Genomic DNA, 25108 nt, shown 5'->3' on the forward strand with positions numbered 1-25108 from the left:
CATGAATTGATGGTCATTTAATGAAACTCGTCCAGCAACTTCTGAAAGCGTTGTATTTTATTCTTCCAGCTTCTTATGGAAAAAAAGAACATTCCGACTGTGAAAATAACGAGGGCCGCAATGAGCATGTATTTTTGTTGCGTAAAGGCAATGGAGCTGGCAAAAAAGAGAAGTAAGGATCCCGCATACAGCATCGATGACAAAAGAGAGAACACTGACAACTTTTTCAGAATAGAAATGTGGGTTTGGATAGACAGGACAAGGTTGTCTGCCTTTACCGGATTTAGTAACGATAGGTATCCCAGGACATTGTTGGAAATGTAAATGACGATGCAAATCACTAAAAGTAAGTTGACAAAAAAAGGTTTTTTATCACCATCAAATCCATCGTAATAAACCAAAAGAAGCACACAAAGAAGCAGTGCTTCAAAGAGCAATTTGAATCGGATTTTTTTCAATACCGGATGCTGATTGAGCTTCGTCATCTGTTTTACTTGTTCCGGACTGATGGGTTTTCCACCCGATTCCTGCCAGCTGGATTTTAAGTCATCGATCTCCATAGGTTTATCTGTTTAATATAAGTTTGAGTTTTTCTTTAATCCGATTGATTTTAACGCCAACGTAATTTTCTGTTATTCCTGTAATCGAGGCAATTTCCTGGTAACTGTAATCTTCTAAAAACAGGGAAATTATTGCTTTTTCGGAATCGTTCAGTTGCCGTAATGCGGAGAATAGCTTTTCCTGGTTTTCGGATGATTCCTGCTGATCCGTTGGATGTAAATGTTCCGGAATAACATCAGAGGTTTCCATGGAGACTTTCCGTTGGCGGTAGGTAGCCATAGCCGTATTCAGGGCAATGCGGTACATCCAGGTACTTATTTTGGCGTCACCCCTAAAGCCGGGAAATGCTTTCCAAAGCTGGAACACAATTTCCTGAAACAGGTCCTGCCTGTCTTCCAGGCTATCCCGGTAGAGCCTGGTTACCTTGTGGACGATGTTTTGATACTGATCGATTACGTTCAGGAATGCTTCTTGCATGGAATAACATTTGTGTGACCACCTTGCCTATTTGCACGATAAGTTGTTTTATTTACCAAAAACTTACACCACCTTGAAAATAATCTAATAAAGCTGGAAAATAAAAACACCTTCCGGGATCTTTTCCAAGTTCCGGAAGGTGTTGGCAATCATTCGGAATTACTGTTGCGTGAAATCAATAAGAATTGGTGAAGGGATCCAATGACGTCACCAAACCGGTCATTCTGAACGTAAACTTTTGACTGGGTCCAGCAAGGCTGCTCTGACCGATTGAAAAGAAACGGTCAGCAAGGCAACTATTACAGATAGTACCGCAGAGATGGCCAACATCCACCAGGAAATGTTTATCCTATATTCAAATTCCTGCAGCCACTGGTTCATTCCATACCAGGCCACGGGCATAGCGATCACAATGGCTATCGCCACCAGCTTGAGGAAATCTTTTGATAGCAGTGTCACCACGCTCCCGACAGAAGCACCCAGTACCTTACGGACACCAATTTCTTTGGTACGTTGCTGAGCCGTAAAAGTGGCAAGACCAAACAGCCCCAGGCATGCGACAAAGATGGTAAGGCCTGCGAACACGCCAAGGATCTGACCCGTTTTCTGTTCGGCTTTGTAGGTGTTGTTAAATCTTTCGTCCAGAAATGAATATTCAAATGCATTTTCTGGTTTCAGGGTATTCCATTTCTTTTTGAGATCTGTGAGCAATGGACTCACATCCCTGGTTTTAAGTTTAATAATTGCTGTACCTGCTCCTTTGCCCAGGGTCATTACCAGGGGTTCGATACGTTCATGCAGGGATCGGAAATGGAAATTCTTCACCACACCTATAACGCGAAAAGTGCTTTTTACGCCTTCGGAACTGAAACGGGAAATGGTATGATCGAGTGCGTCCATCTTCCAGCCAAGCATTTTTGCCGCAGACTCATTGATGATCACCCCCGACGAATCGTTGCCAAAATCTTTGGAGAAGTTGCGGCCATAAGCCATTTCCATACCCAGGGTAGGAATGTAGTTGGCATCCACTTCGTATCGCAGCGTCTTCACCAGGGTGGTGTTTTTTTCGTCGGGATACACCATGTAATTGTTATTGTAAGATGCTCCGGCTGGTACATAACCCGACTGGCTGACGTTTTCGATCCGTGGATCACGCATTAAGGCATCGTTGAACGCCCGGGCATTTTCTTTAAGCGACCAGGTATCTACAATTAGAATTTGTTCCTTATTATATCCTAAATTTTTGTTCTGGATGTATCGAAGCTGTTGATACACCACCGTGGTGCCGATCATGAGGGTGATGGAAATAAAAAACTGAATGACCACCAATCCGCTTCGTAGTCCGATGCTGCCCTTATCCGCAGTGAATTTCCCCTTTAAAATGGAAACAGGTTTAAACGATGACAGAAAAAATGCTGGATAGGTACCAGCCAAAATCCCAACCAATAGCCCAAACAGCAAAAGGCCTGGAACTAGTTTCGGAATCGCGTTGAGTTGCAGTGACAGATCTTTACCAGATAGGCCGTTGAAGAGAGGAAGGGCCAGTACACCAAAGAAGGTAGCCAAAATCAGTGCAATAGAGGTAAGTAAAACCGATTCCAGCAGAAACTGCCACACAAGTTCTTTCCGCTCAGAGCCCATTACTTTTCTTACGCCCACCTCCCTGGCTCTCTTGGATGCGCCTGCTGTGGAAAGGTTCATAAAATTGATACAGGCGATGATCAGCATAATGATGGCTACCGCACTAAAAATGTAAACATATTTAATGTCGCCACGGTGGCTCAGGTCATATCCAAAATCAGATTTCAAATGGATGTCCGTTAGTGGCTGCAGGGTAAGGGAAAGGTTGTTACCCGCTTTGCGAAACTGCGCCATGGTTAGTCCCATGGCACTTTTCAGCTGCGGACCCATGTATTTGTCAACGGTCTGGGGAAGTTTGGCTTCCAGTTTTTTGTAGTCGTAACCTTTTTGGAGAAGCAAATACGTAAAGAATTCCGATTGCATCCACGATGTGCTTTTCGCTTCTTCAAGGCCAGCCATAGAGCCAAAGATGTCATACCGGAAATGGGAGTTGTATGGGACTTCCTTGATTACACCTGTCACTTTGTAATTCATGTCAGAGCCTTTGAATTTCAAAATCTTTCCGATTGCATCCTGATTTCCGAAATATTTTGCTGCGGTTTTCTCTGTGATAACCAGCGTGTTCGGTTCCATAAGCGCTGATTTGGAATCACCCTTTACAAATGGCAAAGTAAAAACGCTGAAAAAATTCGCATCTACGAATGCCATGTGTTCATCCCGGAACTCTTTTGCGCCGATCTGCACCTTCGGGCCCCCTGCCTGACGCAGTCGGGTGGCTTCCAGCACTTCGGGATAGTCGGCTTTGATGGCCGGGCCGGTTGGGGGCATTACGTGCGACTCATTTATTTTCCCGCCATTCATATTGCCTTTAAAAGCGACACGAACGATCTGGTCCGCTTTTTCATTGTAACGATCAAAACTCAGCTCGTCCAGCACGTATAAACTGATCAGCATACAGGACGAAAGACCAATGGCAAGGCCGAGGATATTGATTGCAGAAAATGCTCGATTTCTCAACAGGTTCCGCCAGGCGATTTTGATGTAGTTTTTAAGCATAAAGTGTTTGATGGTTTTGGGCATAGGGCAGGGGGCTCGGGGCTGAAGGTAGTCTCCCATGCACTATGCCCGAGCCCCCATGCTCCTGTACATTGCATAACATAGTTCTTTGTATAAAATATTAATGCCACCAGCATAAAATGTGCTTTTTGCTTGATTACCAGTGTCAAATAATATTGGTCTTGTTCGGAATCGGACAGTTTTTGTTCGAAAACAGCATGAACACAGAGGTCTGAATTGCTGCTGATCGACAGAAACAATTATAGGTCCAGTTTATAAAGCCAGTATTTTTTACCGAATCTGGGTTCCAGTTCCTTTACTTTTTCAAAGCCCAGGGACTCGTAAATGTGCCGGGCAGCATCCATAAATTCGGAAGTGTGTAATCCGATGATGTTTTCACCAGACGCTTTTGCCTGGTTGACACACAGTTTTGTCAATGCTTTTCCTATTCCTTTTCCTTCGTGGCGCACATGGACACCTATCATTCTTACATAACACCAGTCCGGTGGGAAAATGTCAGTGGGGTTACCATGGGGAATGAGGTAGGCCATCCCGATTATTTCGTCATTTAATTCGCAAACAAAGCAGGTCGACTTTTTCAGCAGGTCGGGGTAAGTATTTTCTGCGGACAGGTACACGAGAAATCTTTTCCAATTCTCTTCTGTTAAATCCGCTCTAAACTGACCGTAAGCGTTGAGTCCTAAGCGTTGTAACTGGCCCGTATCGGCCATGGTGGCAGTTCTGTACAAAAGCTCCATGCTTTTCTTCACGGTGAAAGGGTTGTTTTAAATCAATGGGCAAGCAGAGAAAATGATAAAAGACTTGATTCTTTCGGTCAACAATTTACCAAAAGTTTCCTGATTGCTCTTTACTGGCATCATGTTTGCACTCAGTATGCTATAATGTCTGCCAAACACGGATCTTTTGTTCTGGCAGCTGATGTTTTACCATCCATATCCAAACAATTACCACATGAGATTTTCCCTACATTTATCCAAACTTGTTGCTGCTTCATTAGGCTGCTGGATTACCGCCTGCAATCAAAGCCCCACACAAAATTCTGCTGTGGAAATGAAAACTTCCGAAACGGACAGTACTTATAATGTATGCTATTCGTCGGTGGTCAAAAGAGACACCGTTCTTTTGAATGCGCTGATGACTGGCGATAGCATCACGGGAAGTCTGGGTTACAAGTTATATGAAAAGGATCAGAACAACGGAACCATTTTAGGCAAGGTATACGGGGATACGATCCGGGCAGCCTACACCTTTATGTCGGAAGGCAGGGAGTCGGTTCGTGAGGTTGTTTTTCTTAAAAAGGATTCATTGCTGGTAGAGGGTTATGGTAAGGTCAAAGAAGAAAATGGCCGCATGGTTTTCGAAAATGTAAATACCCTAAAATTTGATGGTCTGGTGTTGCAAAGGGTTCCGTGCAAGGATTGATCTTTGTTATTGCCAATATTCGATTACGAAGGTTTGAGTTCTCCCAGTAAGCCGTTCAGATCCAGGCTTTTTGTAAACATCTCAATGGAACCATCTTCAAGGTAAGACCAAAGTTCCCTGGGCCTGTCCCAGTATAGTTCTACACCATTTCCGTCGGGATCATCAAGGTAGATTGCCTCCGAAACACCATGGTCACTGGCTCCGGTGATGGGGTATTTAGCTAGCCGGAGCCGGCTGAATATGACCGCCAGATCCAGCCTCGTTGGGTATAATATGGCCGTATGAAAAAGACCGGTACCATGCCTCGGGGCAGGAGGTGCGTCTTTACTGTACCAGGTATTCAGTCCGATATGATGGTGATATCCGCCTGCCGAAACGAACACCGCCTGGTCGCCGTAACGTGAAACTATTTCAAAGCCAAGTAGTCCATGGTAGAATGCCAGTGATTTTTCAAGGTTGGCAACTTTAAGGTGCACATGTCCGATGCGCGTTTGTGCGGGTATTACGTAGTCGGTGGCTTCCATAAATAAGCGATTTGAAACAGGTCGAAATATACAATATTATTCGCACAGCGGTAAAAAACGCCAGGTGTATACTTTGACAAGAGTTATACCAATCAAAACAGAATACTGTAATGAACCGTCGTGAAGCACTCTCATCCACACTTGCCATAACCGGAGCTGGATTTTTACCCATGGAACAGAAACAAAAGGCGAAAGAAAGTCCATTCATTTTTTCATTGAATATGAGCACGCTTCGTGGGCATAAGCTTGGCTTCAGGAAGGAGCTGGAAGTGGCTGCTCAAGCGGGTTACAAGTCGGTAGAAATCTGGATCAATACTTTACAGGATTATCTAAAAACAGGTGGAAGTTTGTCGGATGCGAGAAAAATTGTCGACGATCTGGGTTTGAAAATCGAAGACGCCATCGGGTTTGCACCATGGATCGTGGATGATGAAGCAACGAGAGGGAAGGCCTTGGAGCAGCTCAAGATGGAAATGGATCAGCTGTCGCAGATCGGATGTCCCAGGGTGGCAGCTCCGCCCATGGGTGCTACTACCGGAGCATCGCTGGATTTGGCCAGGGTTGCTGAACGTTACCGTAGTATACTCGAGCTTGGCGACAAAACAGGGGTAGTGCCACATCTGGAACTTTGGGGTTTCTCTAAAAACCTGAGCAGGGTAGGAGAGATCCTGTATGTAACCACCGAGGCCTCCCATCCGTCAGCCCGTGTGTTGATGGATATCTATCACCTGCACAAGGGTGGGTCTGGTATGGACAGTGTGAAATCGGTGGGCAAACCGCTCGTGGAAATTTTCCACATGAATGATTATCCTAAAACCCCGCCACGAGAGTCCATCACGGATGCGGATCGCGTTTATGCGGGTGATGGAATTGCGCCGTTAAAGGATGTTTTGAAATCTTTAAAAAATCCGGATAGACCTGTTATACTTTCTTTCGAGGTTTTCAATAAAGATTATTACGCGCAGGATCCGCTTCTGGTGGCTAAAACAGGGCTGGAAAAAATGAAAAAGGTGGCACAGGGCGTGTAAGGAAAGTTGGGCATGGGTTTGGGAGTTTTTTAGTTTTAAGTTTTAGCCGTAGGCTAACTTTCAAACTAAAAAACTTTCAGAGTCAGTCCGTCAACTTACTGATCGGTTTGATCACGATGTCTCTGAATTCAACTTCGGAGCCTTCCGACTGCAACGCAATCTGCCCTTTGGAAGCGGTGGCATTGTAACCATAGTTTACCAAAACACCATTTAGCCAAACTTTGATGGTATTTTTCACGCACTCTATGTGCATGGCGTTCCATTCCCCCAATGGCTTTTCTGTTCCGTCGGTAAGGTTGGGGACACGCCTGAGTTTATCCCCATTGACGCCCCACTTTTCTTTCGGGCCACGCCTTTTTTCCATATCCGGCACGGTGATGTCTTCCTGAATACACCAGAAATCACCGGCATTCTGATTCATCATTTGCACTTCGATTGATTTGGGAAACATCTCATACAGATCCCTGGGTTTGGATACAAACACGAGGGCACCGCAGTTGCCCGGCTTACCCGCAAAACGGTATTGGAATGTCCATTGGAAGTTTTCGTATTGCGCATCGGAGATCAAATGCCCGCCCGGTGTTCCCAGGCTGACAAGCAAGCCATTTCGGATGATAAAAGGCATGGGTGCTTTGGGATTTTTATCCATTTCAGGTACGTCGACATGCCAGCCTTTAAGGTCTTTTCCATTGAAAAGTTCTTTCCCCTTTATTTGAGCGAACGTGGTATTGGACGCAACCAAAAGAAGAAAGAAGAAAATGATGTTACATTTTTTCATGCGTAGGGACAATGAATCAGTTAGGTGCATTTTAATAGAGCCGGTGTTTATTTTAGAAACCCTTACAGACGTTACTAATGAAAGCAAAAGAATGCTGAAAATACTACTCATTGAGGACACTGAATCGGCATGGAATACTTGCGTGACAGCCAAAGTACAAACAAGTTAATTACCCCAAACCGTTGGTATCATAGTACTTCTTGACCAACATGAGGATAAATCGTTTCAGATACACTTCATTAAAAAAGACATTGGACCAGTTGTCATACCGGTAGGATTGTACGCCGAGGTAAAAAAAATACAGACTGACGCCAAGCATTGGTAAGATCCGTTTTTCTTCGGCGGTCATTTGGGTGACACTTTCGTAGCCTTCCACAAAAGCGTTGATTTTTGCAGTACGAACAACTTCTTCCTTTTCCGTGCTGTGAAGCTGCATCACATAATAGGCAATGTCTAAGCACAGCCACCCATTTCCACAGAAATCAAAGTCAAAGATTGTAGCCTGGTTTTGGGTATCGATATTGATGTTATCAAACCAAATATCCAGATGGACCGCTCCGTGGCGTAGCTGACCGGTGTCGATGTTTTCAAATTCACGTAACAAGTATTGCTGTGCTGTACACATCCACAGCCATTCCTCCGTGTCGGGAGGGAGGAAATGCCTGATGTGCTCCATAGGGTCTAGCAGCAACACCTTGGAAGAATAGGTAATGCGGTCGAGTTGTAAATCCTGGGTAACGAGATGCATTTTTGCCATCGCGACGCCTATATTCCAATGTGTTTCAGGGGACGGATTAAGTATTTTTTGTCCGCTCGCGAATGAGAACAACATGCCCTGTCGGGGACCTTCCGGCGCATCAAAAATCTGAATGTAGCGCCCGGTTTGATCCGGAATCGGAAAAGAAACCGGAACATTCTGACTGTTTAATATTTGAAGTAATCTTATTTCCTCTTCAATTTCCTTGTCTGTGCGCCAGTTCATGCTGTAAACCCGAAATATGAACTTCCCTTTTTCACTATCAATCTGATAAGTGTGGTTGATGCCGGTTTTGAGCAAATGACAACGCGGGTTTGAACCGATATCGTACACCTTTTCTAAAAAATGAGCGAGGTGTGTGGAGGAAAGGGTGGAATTGGAAACCGGGAAATGTGACATGCTCAGTGGCGTTGAGGGAAATAAAGAATACTAATGGAGGTCTATTCAGGTAATTTATAAATTAGAGTTGAGGACGAAATTAATTCATGTTGGCAAAAATATTTCTGATAATACCCAACGAATAGCGGGACGCTACCTCTTTAATGAATGCAGAAAAATCCGCCACGGAATGGTCATCAGACCGGTCAGAAATGGTCCTAATGATGGTAAACGGAATATCATTTTCGAAACAAACCTGTGCGACTGCCGCGCCTTCCATTTCTACACAAAGGATGGAAGGAAGACCAGCGAGCAGGTTGTGCTTGTCAGCTGTGTTTGAAAAAAATTTATCACCGCTGGCAATGTCTCCCAGGTGCAATTCAGGGTTGGTGATCCCGAAACGGATGCGGTTGTTTTCTACCTCAGCCTGTTGAATCGTTCTATCTGCAAGTAAATTTTGGATAGCCACTTTTGCTGCTTCCATTTGAGGCAATGGGCTGTTCAGGAATATTCTGCCCAGCTGGGGGATCTCGTATTGTGGTATAAAGGGCCTTGCGTCCATGTCGTGCTGCATAAGTCGCGTGGCAAGCACAATATCCCCAATCGACAGTTTGGGACTGATAGCTCCAGCCACCCCGGTAAATATGAGTTCTGTTATGTTGAATTTATAAATCAGCGTCGAAATGGTGGCTGCTGCGGCCACTTTCCCCCATCCTGAAATGACCACATATGCAGGGATACCATGCAAAGTGCCCGAAAAATAACTCCGGCCACCACTTTTGTGCTCTTGCTTATGATCCAAAAGATCAATTACAGCCAGAATTTCCTCGGGCATCGCCCCCATTATTCCGATTATTCTGTTCTGCATAAAGTTGGGATAATTTACTAGTGAATCCACATGATGTCATTGCCCCGATCCGTCAGTTTTTATAAAGGTTATGATCGCTGCTCATTCGTTCAACAATCCCGTTGGATACCCATCAAAACTGGTTAGATTTTTCTCATTCCAATAAGCGCTTATGCCTTTTTCTCCTTTCTTTTCAGCCCAATTTTTCAGCTCTTCCCGTTCCCTGTTGTAATCCATAAATGGTACAGCCATGCCACACGAAGTTTGTACCACCTCAACCGCCACATCGAAAAGCTGGCGGGAGCCGGGTGTATTTGGAAACAAATCTATAAATTCCTGCCATTCCGGGTCACGAGGATGGTATGCCTTGCCGTGGCCATAAAGACGCAGGATTAAAGGTTTGCCTTCAAAAGCACAAAACATGATGGTAATCCGGTCATTCTCCAACAGATGTGCTGCGGTTTCGTTTCCACTGCCGGTTACATTGAGCCACATGACTCTGTTCGGAGACAATACCCTAAAGGAATCCATGCCTTTTGGTGACAGGTTTACGCTGCCCGAAGCCATTGCGGTAGCCACAAAATAAATCTTCTGATGCTCAATAAAACGTTGCAATTCAGGTGTGATCTGATCGATTCTTTTTCCCATAAAGTGGTGTTTTGCTTTTTTTGCTAATTGTCAGACAGCAAAGAATTATATTGTTGTCCGGATTCTTGCATACACGTTGTCTGCATCATAACGGTTATCCTGTACGGCAAATCTAGGGAAAAGGGAATGGATTTCACAGCAACGGAGAATCGGCAACGGGCCGTAGTGGTAACCAGATGCGTCCAGCCAAAGTAAGTTTAACAAAAATGGAAAAGGACACAAGCCGGGTTTTGCCAATTGAGCTACAATACGGTCATGAATATTTTAAGATCAGGCAGCTCGCATCGGGAGGTAGTTAGGTAGAAAATTATTTAATCCGACTTAATTATCCCAATGGTTTGTGCTGGCCGGGTGGTCAGATCTCCATCAAGCCAGTAACAATGTTAAACAAGCGAACAGGCATGGAAAAGTTTATGCTTCTAGTCAGGCAGGATCTCAGGGAGGTCGGTCAGATGACTGAAGAAGAATATCTGGTCAAGCTCAATCTCATGCTCGGGTGGGTCGACGAGCTGGCTGCGGGAGGAAATTACGTTGCAGCGGAACCTTTGTTAACAACAGGGCGGTATGTCACGGATACAAAAGTGCTTTCGGATGGTCCATTTATTGAGGCCAAAGAAGCCATAAGCGGGTATTTTATCGTGTGGGCCGAAAACATAGACCATGCGGTACGATTGTCCCAAATGTGTCCGTTGTTGCATACCAAAGAGGTGGTTATTGAGGTAAGGCCGATCAGAGTTCTTGAAAATTAAAATGACCTATGTAGATGGAAAAGTTTTTGTTGTTGATCAGGGAAGACATGGAAAAGCGTAAACAGCTTTCAGAGGAAGACTTTCAAAGTTGTATTCAGCGTATGGGCCATTGGGTTGAAGAACTCACCGAAACGGGCAACTACGTCGCCGCGGAACCCCTACAGCCAATGGGTCGGTATGTGAATAAGGAGCTGATTTTGTCGGATGGTCCGTTTATAGAGGCGAAAGAAGCGATCAGTGGCTATGTCATTATTAGGGCAGAAAATCTTGCGCAGGCGGTGGCCATCGCTCAAACCTGTCCGCAGGTGTTGAATGGAACCAGCGTGGTCGAAGTGAGGCCCATTATCGGACTTTAAAATCAGAAGGGTTTGTACTTGCGATAAAAGGACCAGAGCTGGTGTTTGACACAGTGGATTATGGAAAATTTTTTACTACTGATTCGGGAAGATGTGAGGCTACAGCGTACAGCATCTGTTGAGCAGTTTAGCGCCAGTATTCATGCTATGACCAGGTGGGTTGAGGACCTTGCCTTGTCGGGCAACTTTATTTCCGGTGAGCCACTACACACTTATGGGCACTATGTGACCAAGGATTTTGTGATGTCGGATGGTCCATTCATCGAGGCAAAAGAGGCCGTGAGCGGGTATGTGCTGATCCGGGCGGAAAATCTCGATCAGGCTGGCGGTATAGCGCAGAATTGTCCGGAAGTTTTGAAGGGAAGGCTGGCCATTGAGGTACGTCCCATTATTGGTGTGGTGCTATGACAGATAAAGGGCGTAACGTGCCTATGGAAGTAGACCGGCTTTACAAAAGCCATTATGGAAAAATGGTGTCGTCACTACTGTATTTTTCCAAAAGCATAGACCTGGAAACAGCGGAGGATCTTGTGCAGGATGCTTTTACATCTGCCCTGAGCAACTGGCCGTGCGATGGTGTCCCTGACAACCCGGCAGGCTGGATTTTCAGGGTTTGCAGAAATAAAGCACTCAACCGCATCAAGGTCGACGAACGAGTTCGGGGATTGTTTGAATATGAAGATTTCAGTGCTGATGAACCCCGGTTTTCCGAATCCCCCATCGATGATCAGCAATTGAAACTGCTGTTCTCCTGTGCCCATCCCGATCTTTCTCCGAAGGTTCAGGTGGTAATTACCCTGAAATACGTAGTCAACCTGAAAGTAGAAGCTATTGCCAAAATTTTAGGTATGACACTCGATGGGGTTGACAAAATGCTGTTGCGGGCCCGGCAAAAAATCCGTGATGAGAAAATTCTGCTTGCCGAGCCGGATCTCGCATTTTTGAAACATCGGTTGCCCATCGTTCACAAGATCATTTATCTGGTCTTTAATGAAGGTTATAAGTCATCATGGGGCAAGGAAATCTTGCGGGAAGAGCTTTGCGAGGATGCATTGATCATGAACAAAGCACTGCTGGAAAGTGCAATTGGCAATAAAGAAACGGCTGCATTACACGCCATGATGCTGTTCAGCGCAGCCAGGTTCAAGGCGCGTTTCGATCCTTCCGGTGCGTTGCTGGATTTGGAAGAGCAGGACCGATCTCTGTGGAATCAGGATCTGATCCAGTATGGTTCCAGTTTTTTGTTTCAGTCACAAGGGCAGATGGTTTCCTCTTACCATTATGAAGCGTCGATTGCGTATCTGCATTGCGTGGCCGAGGATTTCAAATCCACCGACTGGATATCCATCAGCCGGCTGTATGTTCAACTCCTTCAGAACAATCCAAACCCGTTTGTTGAAATGAATTACGCCATTGCCCTTTATTATTCCGACCAGAAGAAAAGGGCTTGGGGCATTCTGAATGGATTACAGCAAAAGCCATTTTTGAACCAATACTATCTGCTGAACGCCACCATTGGTAAGTTTAACTATCTGGAAGGAAATCATGAGCAGGCCAGGCACTATTTCCTGAAAACGATCAGCCAGACGGACTCGCTTGTGGAAAAGGAATATATTCAGAAACTGCTGGACAGGATGGTAGAGTAAACAACATTGCACATGTTTATCCTTCAGCCCCATTCAACCTGAGATGCATCAGAACCGCCCTGATTTCGGAGTAGGAGGCCAGCTCTCCCAAACTATTTTTTGCCTCACTCAGCGTTGCCTGAGGGTTTTTTGAAAAGTAATCTGTGATTAATTTTATCTTTTCTTCCGGGAAAATATCGTAAAGATCAATTTCTCCTGTGCCAATAAAGTGCAGCAAATGGGTTTCAATGGTGCCTGTAGTAAAGTTTCGTTCCCTGGCAATCTCCGGAATCGTTTTACCTGATTTGAACAGATCCAGGCTCGCCTGCTTCGTGTCCGGCTTTTGCTTTTTCGTGACCGTCTTGGTCTCCTCTTCAACAGCCGCATCGCTTCTTTCAATTCCCTGGCCGTCGCAATACCGGCTGATTATTTCCACAATTTCCTGGCCAAACTGGTTAAGCTTTGCCTTTCCTATTCCTTTTATCTTTGCAAGCTGTTTCAGATTGGCTGGCATGGATTCGGTGAGTTCGAGCAGGGTTTTCATGGGCAGTATCATATAGTCCAGTACATCATTTTCAGCTGCAGTCTGGTTTCGCCACGCTTTTAAGTGATCATAAAGTGCCCCATTTTTCATCTGTTTGGAAGGACGAAAGGCTTTGTTGGCAGCCGTTGCCGGGGTTTTTGCTTTGAAGTCAATATCGGCATTGGCTTTTGCCTGAAGATATTTCAAGGTTTTGAACTCCGGCAGGCACACGTTTACAGAGGCAATTTTTACAAACACCGCTTTCTGTAAATTTTCAAGCGCTTGCAAAGCGGTTTTCTTAAGCGCGGCATTATCTGTTTCAATTTCAAGCTCTTTGATGTGTGGGTAAAATATATGGTCGAGTTTTTCAGCAAAATATTCAGCCGCCTTACGTATGCGGTCCTGCACAGTTTCGTTATCCTCCGGCATTACACCTTCCGGCATCAGCTGCGTTAATTGGACTCTGAATTTGTTTCCAACCGCGAAAAGATTCTGTTCAGCGTTTTCTATCAGAGGCTTTACGGCTTCCGGTAATGACGGATTTAACAGCGGCGCATTTTCTGCCAGAATTCTCTTCAATTGCAAACAAGCTCTATTTATTTCTCCAAAATCAAAAACTTCAATGATGAGCGACCGCTGAAAATCAATTTTGGCAGTTGATAAAAGGTTGTTGTCGGGTGGATTGTTGCTTGCTTCTTTCGAATAGGCCGCTACGGTTCCGTCGGTTTTTACGCTGGTCGGTCCAATTTTGGTGCTGAGCACCATGCCCTCAAAGCTTTTACATCTACTCAGGGCCACATACACCTGTCCATGGGCAAAGGACGCATTGGCATCAATAATGGCTTTTTCAAAAGTCAATCCCTGGCTTTTATGAATGGTAATAGCCCAGGCGAGTTTTAAAGGGTATTGCGTAAAACTGCCAATTATTTCTTCATCTATTTCCTTCGTGGCGGGGTTCAGTGCGTATTTAACATTGTTCCATTCTGTGGGTGCCACCTCTATTTCTTCCTGATCGCCATTACATTTTACATAAATGAGGTCACCGGTAATGCGTGAAATCTGTCCGATTTTCCCGTTGTAATAAAGCTTGTCGCGGGACGAATCATTTTTCACAAACATGACCTGCGCATGTGTTTTAAGGGCAAGTGACAGTTCGGTGGGGTAGGCGTAGGTCGGAAAATCCCCCGTCACCAGAGCCTCAAACGTCCTTGCTTTTCCCGGGATGTCTTCCAGTTTGGCAGCATTGATCTGTTGTGCGTTGGCGTTGTGTGTAGTCAGTGTAATGTATCCTTCGTCATCAGCTGGTTTGAAGTTAGGGATGAATCGCTGGTTCAATGTATCCAATGTAGCTGCATCCAGCTTATTTTCTCTTATCCGATTCAGAAGGTCAATGAACGTGGTGTCGGATTGCCGGTAGATGTGCGTCAGTTCGATGCGGACTGGATTGGTTCTTTGCAGTGCACGACTTCCAAAAAAATACACAGTGTCATAATAGGTTTTGAGCATGTTCCAGTCATCATCCTTGATAACGGGTGAAAGCTGATGCAGGTCTCCGATCATGAGTAACTGCACACCCCCAAAGGGCCGACTTCGGTCTTTGTATCTCCGCAGCACTTCGTCAATGGCGTCCAGCATATCCGCCCGCACCATACTGATCTCATCGATTACCAGTAGATCAAGGCTTTTGATCAGATTGATTTTCTCTCGCGGGAATTTGTGTATGCTGGATGATGCGGAGATACTCTCAGGAATATGAGGCCCAAACGGTAACTGAAAAAAGGAGTGAATCGTCACGCCACCCGCATTGATTGCTGCTACACCGGTGGGCGCCACAATGGCCATACGTTTGTGCAAAGTTTTTTTAAGATTATGCAAAAACGTGGTTTTACCGGTTCCGGCTTTTCCGGTGAGAAAGATATTTTTGTTCGTATGATGAACAAATTCGGACGCGATCTGAAGTGGTGTATTTTCGGTCATGATGAAGTGTGGTGGTCGGGTAGGAAATGAATTGCAAAAAACGTAAACCATCAGCAGTTTGCCATGGTTTTGGCCAGATTTGTTAATCAATAAGCATTTCTGAGGGCAAATATTATAATCTCTATGAGCTACAAACGCAAAATTGTAGTAATTTTTTGTCTTTTTAACTTTTAGCTTTAAAGTGACTTATTATGAAAACGCTTATCGCTAAATGTTTTATTCCGTTTCTCCTTTTCTTGATTTTTCATTACCATGGCCAAGCTCAGGAGGCGTTTGCCATACAGGAATTTAAAGTTTCAGAGGCCAAACAAGCCGTGGCTGTTGATAAGGATCATTTTTATGTGATCAACAACAGCACGATCCGTAAGTATGAAAAACAAAAGGGCTCTCTTCTGGCATCATGGGATGGCGAAAAGGAAGGGATCAAACATTTAAATAGTGGGGTGGTCATTGATGGCAAGTTGTATTGTGCCAATTCAAATTATCCTGAAATTCCAATGGCCAGTTCGGTGGAAATCTTTGATACGAAGACCTTAACCCATACCGACACGCATAGTTTCGGGATCGCGCAGCATGGCTCATTGACCTGGCTCGATCAGAAGCAGGGTTTCTGGTATATTGGTTTTGCGCATTATGCAGGGAAGGAAGCAAGCGAAGGAAGAGACGTCCGCTGGACTACACTTATGAAATACACCCTGGACTGGCAGCAGGTGGAAGCCTGGGTTTTCCCCAAGAATGTCATAGATGCCTTCACACCCAAAAGCAATTCGGGAGGCGCAATCGGTAAAGATGGGAAACTGTATCTGACCGGCCATGATAAACCGGAAATATACTTGCTGGAGATTCCCCGATCGGGTTACACATTGAAGTATTTAAAAACGATTCCGTCTTCCATTCACGGGCAGGGTATTGCACTCGACCATGGTGTTCGGGACAAGGTGGTCATTTATGGAATCAACAGGGCTACCAACACCGTTATCTCGGAAGAGATCCGATAACCGGGAATTTTTGTGTTAATTAAAATTATAAAATGAAGATCGAACGAATCGTTGCTACAGTATTGGTTTTGGCGATTGCAGTAAGTGCCTTTGCGCAGTATTCCGCAGCGGATAAGCAATTCAAGACGAAGACGCTCATCGTTTTTTTCGATGGGCTTCGACCTGATTACATCACCGAAGAGCTAATGCCCCATTTGTCGGCATTCAGGAAAGACGCCTGCTATGGAGCCCGGCATCATAGTGTGTTTCCAACCGTCACTAGGGTGAATTCCTCCTCCTATGCAACCGGATCGTACCCGGGTACCCACGGGTTGCTGGGCAACGCTGTCTATTTCCCTGAAATAAGTAAAGTGAAAGCCACCGGTACAACCTATGAGCAGCTTTCGAAAGTGAAGGAAGCCATTTCCGGTCCTTTGCTTACAGCGGTTTCACTCGGTGAAGTCTTGCAAACAGCTGGCAAGAAAATGATGGTTTTCAGCTCAGGAACAACGGGGCAGGCATTTCTTCAGAATCATACGGTGAATGGAGCGATCATTAATCCCGACTTGATCCTGCCCGAAACTTTTAAACCCACGGTGATCCAGGCCATAGGTAAGGCTCCCGGCGAGAATGAATCCGACGATAATGCCCGGCATAAGTGGATTACTGATGGCTTGTTGAAATTTGGTCTTTCGGATGACGGCCCGCTGGTGAGTGCCATATGGTTCTCCGATCCGGATGGGGCGGCGCACAGCCATGGAATTGGATCAGACGAAGCGGTGGCGGCCATTAAATATGTGGACGGGCAGTTCGGGCGGATCATGGAGGAGTTGAAAAACAGAGGGCTGTCGGAGAAGTTCAATGTGATCGTCTCCACCGACCACGGATTTGTAACGCACGTAGGAAAGGTGAACCTCTCTGATTTTCTCATCAAAGAGGGTTTAAAAAAAGCAAAGGACTCCGATGATGTGGTGATTGCAGAGGGCGGCATTTATGTAAAGGATCATGATCAGAAGCTCATTGAAAAAATCGTAAATGTACTTCATCAAGAGGAATGGGTGGGTGCGGTATTTACGAAGCCGGTCAAAAGCGGGGACGATAAGGGGTGGGTGGACGGTACACTTTCATTTGATGCCATTCATTACAACCATGCACGAGCTGGTGATATTTTGGTGGCAATGAACTGGAACGATGAAAAAAATGGAAAAGGGTATGCGGGCGCCGCTTTTGCGGGCGGAGTTGCCGGCCATGGTGGATCGAGTCCTTATGAAATCAATATTGCCTTGTATGCCCGCGGTCCCGCTTTTAAGCGCGGCTTCACAAGCACGTTTCCCACTTCAAATGTGGATATAGCACCCACGGTCTTAAAGCTATACAATTTACCAATCCCTGTGCAAATGAACGGTAGAGCTGTTTCCGAATTTATGTTGAACAGCAAACCTGTGTCAATAGCCCCAAAAAAAGCAAACGTTTATGTTGAGAAATCATATCCGTGGGGTATCTACAAGCTCACTCTGGAGCGAACGGTATTTGGCAAATACCAATATGTGGATTGTACGAAAGTGGTTAGGAGTGAGAAGTGACCGGGCCGCCGGGCGGAAGTAAGAAGTGAGATGTGAGAAGTAAGATGTGAGATGTAACCGGGCCTTGGGCGGGTGTGATGTGTCGAGGATATGGCTATTCATCCTTAACCTTTTTTGTTTACAAATTGTACATCAACCTCACCGATGCGCCATAACTTATTAAATGTTCGCGGGTGGTTTTGTTTTCATTTTCAAACAGACCAATGTAATAGCGTCCATCGCGGATATCGGTATTTTCGCTGCCTGTGAGCTCGTAGCGCAGGGACGGCCGTAAAATCGTTGTAACCCTTTTAGTTATCCGATACCGGAGTCCCATGCCCAGGTCAAACGCCACAGCAACATTACCCAGGTCAGACGTGTTTTCTCTGATCGTTTTCTTCTGACCTTCCGGGTCTCCGAATTGCTTTCTTAAAATATATTCCACCTCTGTTGCGTTACGGAATATTAAAGACGGGCCGGCGCTGATCACATATCCAAGCCTGTTTAGGTTGGAATAGGTGAGGTGAAGCGGAAGGTACAGGTTTTTGTTAGTGTAGCGGGTTAGTTCAGATTTAAATCCCGAAGTAGTTGGCGAAAATCCCGGGTCGATCAGTTTCTCTTCTTTCATAGCGTAACCCGTGTTTGAAAAGCCAAGTCCGCTTTCAATCCCAAGATTTTGTGTCAATCGATATGCAACGAGTACTTCACCATTGAATCCGCCTAGGCTGGCCTCATTTTCATTGCGATATTCTTTGTAGGTTTTAGAAGAATGAGAAGTTATCAATCGGTTGTTACTGAAATACCCATAGCTTGCCCCTACCGACCATCTGGATTGTGCAGATAGATTTACGGCATTCATTATTAAGAGAAGCGCTATTATAAGTTTTGTCAGCATCATGGTGATGGGTTGTTGTAAGCGCAAAACGCAGGGGTTTAATTTGTGATTCATTCTAGTCCACCACAATCATTGTTTCCCCTGAAAGCAGTTTCACATGGCAGCAGTCGTGGCCTATTTTAAAGGTTTTTTTAACCAAAACCTTGCCGTCTTTTATTCCGGTAAACTCAAAATCCGCGCCTTGCAGACTTGTTTGGTCCATGTCTCCATCAGTGAGAATAGGGTACATGCCCAATTTTCTTCTAGCGGGATCAGCATTCGTTTCTTGGTAGGATATCTTTTGTCCTGTGACGACCTTGGTGGTGTAATATTCCGTAAAAGCAACAGGCAGGCCCTGTGAATCTTTTACTTCGAGAATCAGAGACATGTAAACCTCGGTACAAACCTGGACTGCTGAGCACTCTTCTGTTCGCTGCACATCTTCCTCGTTGCAGCCTGTGAGCAGTATTAGCAAACATAAGTAGAATGAGTTTTTCATAGCCAAACGGATTGAAGGAAAATTCCGCTAAAAATTAGAACCAGATTCTGTTAAGAAACAAGATGGTCTGAAATGGTTGGAACGGCCTGTTAATTTTGTCGTTTTAATGTGAGGTTGTCTGGGAAAAGTACGTAAAAGGTGATGTGAGATACACCTTCCAGAGATATAAGAAGTAAAACTTTGTAAGTATGTTGTTTTAATTACTGTGGCTGCAAATTACTGCACATTACATCAAATCCAGGAAATGTTACAGAACCTTAACTATTCCGACAGTTGCTTATGAACAAAAATGATTTTACCCGTCGCGACACCATGAAAATGTTGGGACTCAGCGGCTCTGCGGGCCTGCTCGGTTTGTTTGGAGGGGTCTCGGATGCCGCTGCCCGTGAGGAAAAAGGTATTCCTGATTATGCAAAGGCCATGAAGCCGGTCAAGATAAAAAGCGTAAGAGCTATTGTGACCGCACCGCAGGGGTCCAACCTCATAGTGGTAAAGGTGGAAACCACCGAGCCTGGATTGTATGGCCTGGGCTGTGCAACTTTTACCCAAAGAGCAGCCGTGGTCGTGGTTGCGATCAATACTTACCTGAACGAATTTTGTGTAGGAAAGGACGTCGACAATATAGAAGACATGTGGCAGGCGGCTTATGTAAGTTCCTATTGGCGAAATGGCCCGGTGCTAAACAACGCGTTGAGTGGTCTGGATCAGGCCTTGTGGGATATTAAAGGAAAACGTGCCGGTATGCCGTTATATCAGCTACTCGGAGGTAAGTCGCGCTTTGCCGTACCCTGCTACACCCACGCCAATGGTCGGACACCGGAGGAGGTGGTGGAAAGCGTAAAGAGTATTCAGGCAAGGGGATTTAAGTATATCCGTATCCAACAAGGTGGCTATGGAGCAGTAGGGAGTACAGAGCAAAAGCCCGATTTCAAAGTGGCGGGTTTTGGAGGCGAGACAGACAGTTATATGAACGAACGCACCTATCTCAAATCGATCCCAAAGCTGTTTGAGGCCGTTCGGAAAGGTTGCGGAGACGACATTGAGTTGCTGCATGACATTCATGAGCGCGTTCAGCCGATGGACGCAATCAACATGATCAAGCAGCTGGAACCTTACCGTCCTTTTTTTATTGAGGATCCGTTCTCGCCCGAAAATATGAAATGGTTCAAACAGCTGCGCGCCAGCACCACGGTGCCCTTGGCCATGGGAGAGCTTTTCAATAACATTAACGAATTTTTGGAGCCCATGGTCAATCAGTGGTTTGACTACATTCGCATACACGTTTCTCAGATTGGGGGCATCACGCCAGCCATGAAAGTAGCACGGCTTGGTGAGTGGTTCAATGTGAAAACTGCCTGGCACGGACCAGGGGATGTTTCGCCCGTAGGTCACTCTGCACATGCCCACATTGATCTGGCGATTTGGAATTTCGGTATTCAGGAAGCGGTATCTTTCAATGAAAAGACGCTCGACGTTTTTTCGGGCTGCCCTACGATGAAAGATGGATACATGTCGGTGAATGAAGTGCCGGGAATTGGGGTAGATATCAATGAAAAGGAAGCGGCAAAATACCCGTTAACAACCAAATCCAATTGGCAGGTCAGGAAGTTTGATGGTACCATTATTCGCCCGTGACGCAGGTTAGCCGAAAAAAATGAAGCAATCATAAATGAATCGGGTAGTGACCGTCTTGGGAAAGTTTTTGAAATTTTAATTTTCCCAAATGATCAGTGAAGTGGTTGGGTATGACATCACCAACCTCATGGAAATCAAAAGGCTACTGGCTCAAACAATTGAACATATCACTTACTAAGGTATTAGTGAAATAACCCAAACTTATAGTGGAAAACAGCTTTGAATGGTCATTATTCAGTAAAGCACCAATTGTTGGTATTGTAAGAAATCTAACAATGGAAGAGGTTCTCGCGGTATTGCCGGTATTCAGAGAGGCTGGTCTTACTACCGTTGAAATTACGATGAACACACCCGACGCAGGAAATATCATACGGCAGGCACTTACGCAGGAAGGACGTGGACTCAACATTGGGGCCGGTACTGTCTGTAACAAAGACGATCTGGAAATGGCTTTGGATTCGGGCGCCCAGTTTATTGTGACACCTGTCCTCAGCAAAAAGGTGATCAAATCCTGTGTTAAAAAGGGGGTTCCTATTTTTCCCGGCGCATATACCCCTACCGAAATTTACAAGGCATGGACCCTGGGTGCAGCGATGGTGAAAATCTACCCGGCAACCTCATTGGGCCCTCAGTATATTAAAGACCTCAAGGCGCCCATGAGTCAATTGAAACTGCTCCCAACGGGTGGGGTGGGTCTGGAAAATATGGCCGATTTTCTGCTTGCCGGGGCGGATGGTTTAGGAATTGGTGGGCAGTTATTTGATAAACAATTGATCCAAAACAGAGACTGGGATGGGCTCTATCAACACTTTAAAAAATTTGTAAACATACTTCAGGGATAGAATTGATCCATGTAGCCCGCTAATCTAATATTTGGTCACGCATACCTTGACGCAGTTTGTTGCCTAACAGGAAAGACATAAATTGTCTGATTTGCTGACATGTTACTGCATCGGCTGGTCGCTCTTCAGAAAGCGGGACGGTGTCATTTGATTCCTAAGATTAGCCCATCGCTTGGTAGCCGATGGTTTCAGTCATTCATTTCAATCATTTCGGTATCCTTCAAAGCATCGGCTTGGTTCACGTAGACAGTTCAAAGGTGGTCTGTGACCAAGGATTTACATTCACGTCGAAATTTGATGTCACTATAATCGTTACTTTTTATACAAACAATCGTATAGCTTCTATCAGTATCTTATTTGAGTGAGAGGTAATGTCTTGTAAAAAGCATCGGATTAGATATTCTACATGAGAGAACCTCCCTCCCCACGTATTCAGAGTTCATCATGCCTATTGTTGAAATTGCCTCTCTAAATTCTACCGGTTTGAATTTGGATCAAAAGGACTTTTCGGTTGCTATACTTGAGGAAAAGAGACTTGAAAGCCACAGGCCCCGATTTGTAAACTTTTTCAAAAAGCAAACAGGCACCATTGTCCATGTCGGCAACCCGGAGATCATTGATGATAAGAAAAACTTTTTTTTCGCGAGTGAACTAATCGATTGGGATTTCGAACCGGTGGATATTTTATATAGTCCCATCGCTACGGGCGTCAAAGCGGAGTTTGAGGGTGGTGCCAACCAGCTTCATCGATTTAAATTTTTAAAGCAGTTCAGGCGGGATATAGATCAATTATTGCGGGCAGCGATTGAGAAATCACCCATCAGAAGGTGCTGCTTTTTTACCGATTGTTACTTTGGCCCGGAAAAGGAATCTACCAAAAAGCTCAAGACCATCGGAAACCTGTGGAAAATACACGATCGGGAAGGTCTTGCTTTCAACACCATGTACGAACTGAACGTGATCTGATGAATTGATATACAATTCAGCCATTTCGGGGAATTGAATTCCTTGAAATGGCTGAATTTGTTTAGTCAGAACAACAAAATGAGCAGAAGTATTTTAACTCATGGCTGTTACATTGCATCTAGTTCTTTTTGCGTATAAGCCTTCTCCCGCCCGTTTAGCTTTTGACGAAGGGTGGCAACTTGTTCGGTGCTTATCCTTTCTGCGTTGTTGCGCCAGGATTTTCTGATGTAGCTGAGCAGCTGGGCTATATCTTCATTCGGCATGTCTTTGTCGTAGCCAATACCCGGCATGTCACCACTTATTTCCGGAGACTCATACACATGGCCATTCACCTTTACAGGTCCTGTAAGTCCGAACAGAACGATGGAAATTAATTTGTTACTATTTCCTGTGACCCATTCAGACTGGTTCAACGGAGGGCCGAGGGATTTTACACCGTTACCATCCACTCCATGACAGGTCTGGCAAATGGTACTGAAAAGTGCAGCCCCTTTCGGGAATTGTTTGGCCAGCAAAGCTGGATCACGATTGCCACGAGCCCGTTTCATATCGGCCATGACTTTGTCCAACTGCTGGTTGACCGCAAGGTTTTGACTGGGCAGAAGGGAAGAAATTTCGGTTCCAAAGGTTTCCTCCTGGTTTTCAAGATTGCTGATCACCGCATCAGCCACAAATCGGTTGGCAGGGTAGGTCCTGATCAGATTTTGGGCGAGCATTTTAGCTGAATTCTTATCAAATCTTTGAATTTGATTGGTGAGAAAACCAATGTATGGCGCAGCAAGGGAGTCCTTATTTACGACCATCTTATCCAGTACACTGGCAAATTGCTGGTAGGAATCGGCATTGATTACAGATGGGATAGCGGTAAGTGCCTGCATGCGAATAACCCACTGTGGTTCGTTCAGCAAGGTCAGTACTTCTCCTTTGTTTAGCTGATTGAGCCCTTCCAAAGTCCATAGCGCGTGTATGGCCAGTAGTGGATCGGTTTTCTGGGAGATGGCGGCACGCAACGCAGGAATGGCGTCCTGATACTTGCCATCAATCAGTTTTTGCTGAGCTCTGTCGCGAACCCAGCCATTTGGATGAGCCAAAAGTTCAACAAGATGTTCCGCCTGGTCTGGAACCCCCACGGATTTAGCGACTGTATTTTTAGGTATAATTTTGTAAATTCTTCCGGCAGAAAGTGGCTGGGTAAGGTCCCGCATGCCAATCTGTCCTTTCAGATATGGAGTGAGATATGTTTTGTGCTGAATGATCCCACGATACATATCGAGTACATAAAGTGCTCCATCCGGGGCATTGTACAAGGTTACGGGCCTGAAGCGTTCATCTGTGCTTGCCAGGAACTCACGGCCTTTGTAGGCTATGTCACCTTTTGTAATATACCCGTTTTCGGTTAATATATTTCTCTTTATGAGATTGGCAGACGGTTCGGGAACGAAAGCGTTCAGGTTGTAATCTTTGCCAAAAAGGTCACCTCTGTAAATGACGGGTCCGGCGGCCGCTGTGAAGTTATTTAGCCGAAGACTATCGTCTAGGACGTCTTTCATATAACCTCGGTTTACGCCGGGAGTGGGGCGCAAAGGATATACTTTGTTATTGGCAACAGATTTTTCATTGAATCCGGCCACACCCCGCTGATTACCGTTGGTTGCGCCGAAGCCGGGAGAAAAATAATCTCCAAGCAGGTTTTGTGAATTATTGTTGTAGTAAAGCCTGCCGTAATTGTCCTGGGTAATTCCCCATTGTCCGCGAAAGTGTGTATGCTCGATCAACCATTTATTGCCCTGTTTCCGATACCTTTTGTCGGATTTTGCATTATAAATCCAGTTGTCCATAGCACGTAACAGGCCGTTTGGCTGATGCTCGACATTACCGCCAACGGTGTACTTGTCGTCAACGAGCACTTTTTTACCAGGCTTGTCATTTTTAATTTCAAAAAACCACAAGTTAGTCGGTTCTGCGACAAGCAGGCCACCATCAATAAAACAAATCGCCCGGGGTAGCACCAGCGAATCCAGAAATACCTTACGATCATCGTATACCCCATCTTTGTTTTTATCGTCCAGAATGACCACTTTTCCATTGGGAATATCTTCTCCGGTTCCCAGGCTGTCGGGCATATAACCCGTCATTTCGATAACCCACATTCTGGCTTTGTCATCGAATAACATGGCTACGGGCGTACTTACGAGCGGTTCGGAAGCCACCAGTTTCACTTCGAATCCTGGCTCCAGTTGCATTCTGGCCATGGATTGCTGAGGTGACAGGAAAGGTGATTTGGAAAGATCCGGCTTTTCAGCTTTCACTTCTGTATTGTTACTGGCAGTGATCTGCTGGTTAACGCTTGATTTGTTTGTTTTACAATAAAACAGCGTACAGGAGATACCCAATATGAGCAATGGATAACGAAAACTTTTGTTCATTACAGACATTCGACTAGAG

The 25108-nt window shown here is 45.3% G+C and carries 24 protein-coding genes; 11 read left to right on the forward strand and 13 right to left on the reverse strand.

The window, feature by feature from the left end:
• Window positions 1–17: 17 nt before the first annotated feature.
• From DYADSP32_RS03250 to DYADSP32_RS03265, 4 genes are all read right to left on the reverse strand, one after another.
• Entirely contained in the window at window positions 18–560 is a 543-nt protein-coding gene (locus DYADSP32_RS03250) for a hypothetical protein (RefSeq protein ID WP_149244055.1), read from the reverse strand.
• Window positions 561–564: 4 nt separating this feature from the next.
• Window positions 565–1038 (reverse strand): sigma-70 family RNA polymerase sigma factor, encoded by a 474-nt coding sequence (locus DYADSP32_RS03255; protein ID WP_149244054.1) that lies wholly within the window; start codon window positions 1036–1038, stop codon window positions 565–567.
• Between the two features lie 219 nt (window positions 1039–1257).
• On the reverse strand, window positions 1258–3675 hold the full coding sequence (locus DYADSP32_RS03260; protein WP_149244053.1) for an ABC transporter permease: 2418 nt from the start codon (window positions 3673–3675) through the stop codon (window positions 1258–1260).
• A gap of 260 nt (window positions 3676–3935) precedes the next feature.
• Window positions 3936–4445 carry a GNAT family N-acetyltransferase gene (locus DYADSP32_RS03265; RefSeq protein WP_149244052.1) on the reverse strand — a complete coding sequence of 170 codons (510 nt, stop codon included), beginning with the start codon at window positions 4443–4445 and terminating at the stop codon, window positions 3936–3938.
• 202 nt (window positions 4446–4647) lie between these two features.
• On the opposite strand from DYADSP32_RS03265, the gene DYADSP32_RS03270 reads away from it, so the two are divergent.
• Complete coding sequence (locus DYADSP32_RS03270) at window positions 4648–5118, forward strand: hypothetical protein (RefSeq protein WP_149244051.1); 471 nt, start codon at window positions 4648–4650, stop codon at window positions 5116–5118.
• A gap of 23 nt (window positions 5119–5141) precedes the next feature.
• Here DYADSP32_RS03270 and DYADSP32_RS03275 read toward each other — a convergent pair whose 3' ends face one another.
• Window positions 5142–5642, reverse strand: a complete 501-nt coding sequence (locus DYADSP32_RS03275; RefSeq protein ID WP_149244050.1) for a VOC family protein — start codon at window positions 5640–5642, stop codon at window positions 5142–5144.
• A 110-nt stretch (window positions 5643–5752) separates the two neighbouring features.
• On the opposite strand from DYADSP32_RS03275, the gene DYADSP32_RS03280 reads away from it, so the two are divergent.
• Window positions 5753–6670: a sugar phosphate isomerase/epimerase family protein gene (locus DYADSP32_RS03280; protein WP_149244049.1), complete on the forward strand. Its 918-nt coding sequence runs from the start codon at window positions 5753–5755 to the stop codon at window positions 6668–6670.
• Between the two features lie 82 nt (window positions 6671–6752).
• On the opposite strand, the gene DYADSP32_RS03285 is transcribed toward DYADSP32_RS03280, so the two are convergent.
• The 4 genes from DYADSP32_RS03285 to DYADSP32_RS03300 form a co-directional block, all read right to left on the reverse strand.
• On the reverse strand, window positions 6753–7448 hold the full coding sequence (locus tag DYADSP32_RS03285; protein WP_149244048.1) for a DUF1080 domain-containing protein: 696 nt from the start codon (window positions 7446–7448) through the stop codon (window positions 6753–6755).
• A gap of 169 nt (window positions 7449–7617) precedes the next feature.
• Window positions 7618–8604, reverse strand: a complete 987-nt coding sequence (locus DYADSP32_RS03290; RefSeq protein WP_149244047.1) for a phosphotransferase — start codon at window positions 8602–8604, stop codon at window positions 7618–7620.
• Between the two features lie 79 nt (window positions 8605–8683).
• A complete protein-coding gene (locus DYADSP32_RS03295; RefSeq protein WP_149244046.1) occupies window positions 8684–9451 on the reverse strand; it encodes a 5'-methylthioadenosine/adenosylhomocysteine nucleosidase in 768 nt (255 codons plus the stop codon).
• 81 nt (window positions 9452–9532) lie between these two features.
• On the reverse strand, window positions 9533–10078 hold the full coding sequence (locus tag DYADSP32_RS03300) for a pyridoxamine 5'-phosphate oxidase family protein (RefSeq protein WP_149244045.1): 546 nt from the start codon (window positions 10076–10078) through the stop codon (window positions 9533–9535).
• 401 nt (window positions 10079–10479) lie between these two features.
• Here DYADSP32_RS03300 and DYADSP32_RS03305 point away from each other — a divergent pair, with 401 nt between their 5' ends.
• Genes DYADSP32_RS03305 through DYADSP32_RS03320 form a run of 4 tightly spaced genes read left to right on the forward strand, consistent with a single transcriptional unit; the run spans window position 10480 to window position 12829 of the window.
• The gene (locus DYADSP32_RS03305) at window positions 10480–10827 is read left to right on the forward strand and encodes a YciI family protein (RefSeq protein WP_414617478.1); all 348 of its coding nucleotides are present in this window, start codon (window positions 10480–10482) and stop codon (window positions 10825–10827) included.
• Window positions 10828–10841: 14 nt separating this feature from the next.
• Window positions 10842–11183: a YciI family protein gene (locus DYADSP32_RS03310; protein WP_149244043.1), complete on the forward strand. Its 342-nt coding sequence runs from the start codon at window positions 10842–10844 to the stop codon at window positions 11181–11183.
• A 60-nt stretch (window positions 11184–11243) separates the two neighbouring features.
• Window positions 11244–11591: a YciI family protein gene (locus DYADSP32_RS03315; RefSeq protein WP_149244042.1), complete on the forward strand. Its 348-nt coding sequence runs from the start codon at window positions 11244–11246 to the stop codon at window positions 11589–11591.
• Window positions 11588–12829 carry a sigma-70 family RNA polymerase sigma factor gene (locus tag DYADSP32_RS03320; protein WP_149244041.1) on the forward strand — a complete coding sequence of 414 codons (1242 nt, stop codon included), beginning with the start codon at window positions 11588–11590 and terminating at the stop codon, window positions 12827–12829. Before DYADSP32_RS03315 ends, DYADSP32_RS03320 begins: the two co-directional genes overlap by 4 nt.
• Before the next feature lie 16 nt (window positions 12830–12845).
• Here DYADSP32_RS03320 and DYADSP32_RS03325 read toward each other — a convergent pair whose 3' ends face one another.
• Window positions 12846–15308 (reverse strand): helix-turn-helix domain-containing protein, encoded by a 2463-nt coding sequence (locus DYADSP32_RS03325; protein WP_149244040.1) that lies wholly within the window; start codon window positions 15306–15308, stop codon window positions 12846–12848.
• A 191-nt stretch (window positions 15309–15499) separates the two neighbouring features.
• Between DYADSP32_RS03325 and DYADSP32_RS03330 the strand changes: the two genes are divergently transcribed.
• On the forward strand, window positions 15500–16306 hold the full coding sequence (locus DYADSP32_RS03330; protein WP_414617479.1) for a hypothetical protein: 807 nt from the start codon (window positions 15500–15502) through the stop codon (window positions 16304–16306).
• A 32-nt stretch (window positions 16307–16338) separates the two neighbouring features.
• Entirely contained in the window at window positions 16339–17868 is a 1530-nt protein-coding gene (locus DYADSP32_RS03335) for an alkaline phosphatase family protein (RefSeq protein WP_149244039.1), read from the forward strand.
• Window positions 17869–17986: 118 nt separating this feature from the next.
• Here DYADSP32_RS03335 and DYADSP32_RS03340 read toward each other — a convergent pair whose 3' ends face one another.
• The gene (locus tag DYADSP32_RS03340) at window positions 17987–18769 is read right to left on the reverse strand and encodes an outer membrane beta-barrel protein (RefSeq protein ID WP_414617480.1); all 783 of its coding nucleotides are present in this window, start codon (window positions 18767–18769) and stop codon (window positions 17987–17989) included.
• Between the two features lie 28 nt (window positions 18770–18797).
• Complete coding sequence (locus DYADSP32_RS03345; RefSeq protein ID WP_149244037.1) at window positions 18798–19220, reverse strand: hypothetical protein; 423 nt, start codon at window positions 19218–19220, stop codon at window positions 18798–18800.
• 279 nt (window positions 19221–19499) lie between these two features.
• Between DYADSP32_RS03345 and DYADSP32_RS03350 the strand changes: the two genes are divergently transcribed.
• From DYADSP32_RS03350 to DYADSP32_RS03360, 3 genes are all read left to right on the forward strand, one after another.
• Complete coding sequence (locus tag DYADSP32_RS03350; RefSeq protein ID WP_149244036.1) at window positions 19500–20855, forward strand: enolase C-terminal domain-like protein; 1356 nt, start codon at window positions 19500–19502, stop codon at window positions 20853–20855.
• A gap of 203 nt (window positions 20856–21058) precedes the next feature.
• Window positions 21059–21697 (forward strand): bifunctional 4-hydroxy-2-oxoglutarate aldolase/2-dehydro-3-deoxy-phosphogluconate aldolase, encoded by a 639-nt coding sequence (locus DYADSP32_RS03355; protein WP_149244035.1) that lies wholly within the window; start codon window positions 21059–21061, stop codon window positions 21695–21697.
• Between the two features lie 444 nt (window positions 21698–22141).
• Entirely contained in the window at window positions 22142–22663 is a 522-nt protein-coding gene (locus DYADSP32_RS03360) for a hypothetical protein (protein WP_149244034.1), read from the forward strand.
• A 107-nt stretch (window positions 22664–22770) separates the two neighbouring features.
• Here DYADSP32_RS03360 and DYADSP32_RS03365 read toward each other — a convergent pair whose 3' ends face one another.
• Window positions 22771–25089, reverse strand: coding sequence for a c-type cytochrome (locus tag DYADSP32_RS03365; RefSeq protein ID WP_149244033.1), 2319 nt, complete (start codon window positions 25087–25089; stop codon window positions 22771–22773).
• Window positions 25090–25108: the final 19 nt, after the last annotated feature.

Source organism: Dyadobacter sp. 32 (genome assembly GCF_902506755.1).
Classification (GTDB): Bacteria; Bacteroidota; Bacteroidia; order Cytophagales; family Spirosomataceae; genus Dyadobacter.

Bases quoted from the DNA above. Each gene is read 5' to 3' on its own strand.
- DYADSP32_RS03260 (WP_149244053.1), bottom strand. From the start codon at position 3,675: ATGCTTAAAAACTACATCAAAATCGCCTGGCGGAACCTGTTGAGAAAT.
- DYADSP32_RS03285 (WP_149244048.1), bottom strand. From the start codon at position 7,448: ATGAAAAAATGTAACATCATTTTCTTCTTTCTTCTTTTGGTTGCGTCC.
- DYADSP32_RS03290 (WP_149244047.1), bottom strand. From the start codon at position 8,604: ATGTCACATTTCCCGGTTTCCAATTCCACCCTTTCCTCCACACACCTC.
- DYADSP32_RS03310 (WP_149244043.1), top strand. From the start codon at position 10,842: ATGGAAAAGTTTTTGTTGTTGATCAGGGAAGACATGGAAAAGCGTAAA.
- DYADSP32_RS03275 (WP_149244050.1), bottom strand. From the start codon at position 5,642: ATGGAAGCCACCGACTACGTAATACCCGCACAAACGCGCATCGGACAT.
- DYADSP32_RS03250 (WP_149244055.1), bottom strand. From the start codon at position 560: ATGGAGATCGATGACTTAAAATCCAGCTGGCAGGAATCGGGTGGAAAA.
- DYADSP32_RS03365 (WP_149244033.1), bottom strand. From the start codon at position 25,089: ATGAACAAAAGTTTTCGTTATCCATTGCTCATATTGGGTATCTCCTGT.
- DYADSP32_RS03270 (WP_149244051.1), top strand. From the start codon at position 4,648: ATGAGATTTTCCCTACATTTATCCAAACTTGTTGCTGCTTCATTAGGC.
- DYADSP32_RS03345 (WP_149244037.1), bottom strand. From the start codon at position 19,220: ATGAAAAACTCATTCTACTTATGTTTGCTAATACTGCTCACAGGCTGC.
- DYADSP32_RS03320 (WP_149244041.1), top strand. From the start codon at position 11,588: ATGACAGATAAAGGGCGTAACGTGCCTATGGAAGTAGACCGGCTTTAC.
- DYADSP32_RS03315 (WP_149244042.1), top strand. From the start codon at position 11,244: ATGGAAAATTTTTTACTACTGATTCGGGAAGATGTGAGGCTACAGCGT.
- DYADSP32_RS03305 (WP_414617478.1), top strand. From the start codon at position 10,480: ATGGAAAAGTTTATGCTTCTAGTCAGGCAGGATCTCAGGGAGGTCGGT.
- DYADSP32_RS03325 (WP_149244040.1), bottom strand. From the start codon at position 15,308: ATGACCGAAAATACACCACTTCAGATCGCGTCCGAATTTGTTCATCAT.
- DYADSP32_RS03300 (WP_149244045.1), bottom strand. From the start codon at position 10,078: ATGGGAAAAAGAATCGATCAGATCACACCTGAATTGCAACGTTTTATT.
- DYADSP32_RS03330 (WP_414617479.1), top strand. From the start codon at position 15,500: ATGAAAACGCTTATCGCTAAATGTTTTATTCCGTTTCTCCTTTTCTTG.
- DYADSP32_RS03255 (WP_149244054.1), bottom strand. From the start codon at position 1,038: ATGCAAGAAGCATTCCTGAACGTAATCGATCAGTATCAAAACATCGTC.
- DYADSP32_RS03350 (WP_149244036.1), top strand. From the start codon at position 19,500: ATGAACAAAAATGATTTTACCCGTCGCGACACCATGAAAATGTTGGGA.
- DYADSP32_RS03280 (WP_149244049.1), top strand. From the start codon at position 5,753: ATGAACCGTCGTGAAGCACTCTCATCCACACTTGCCATAACCGGAGCT.
- DYADSP32_RS03295 (WP_149244046.1), bottom strand. From the start codon at position 9,451: ATGCAGAACAGAATAATCGGAATAATGGGGGCGATGCCCGAGGAAATT.
- DYADSP32_RS03335 (WP_149244039.1), top strand. From the start codon at position 16,339: ATGAAGATCGAACGAATCGTTGCTACAGTATTGGTTTTGGCGATTGCA.
- DYADSP32_RS03360 (WP_149244034.1), top strand. From the start codon at position 22,142: ATGCCTATTGTTGAAATTGCCTCTCTAAATTCTACCGGTTTGAATTTG.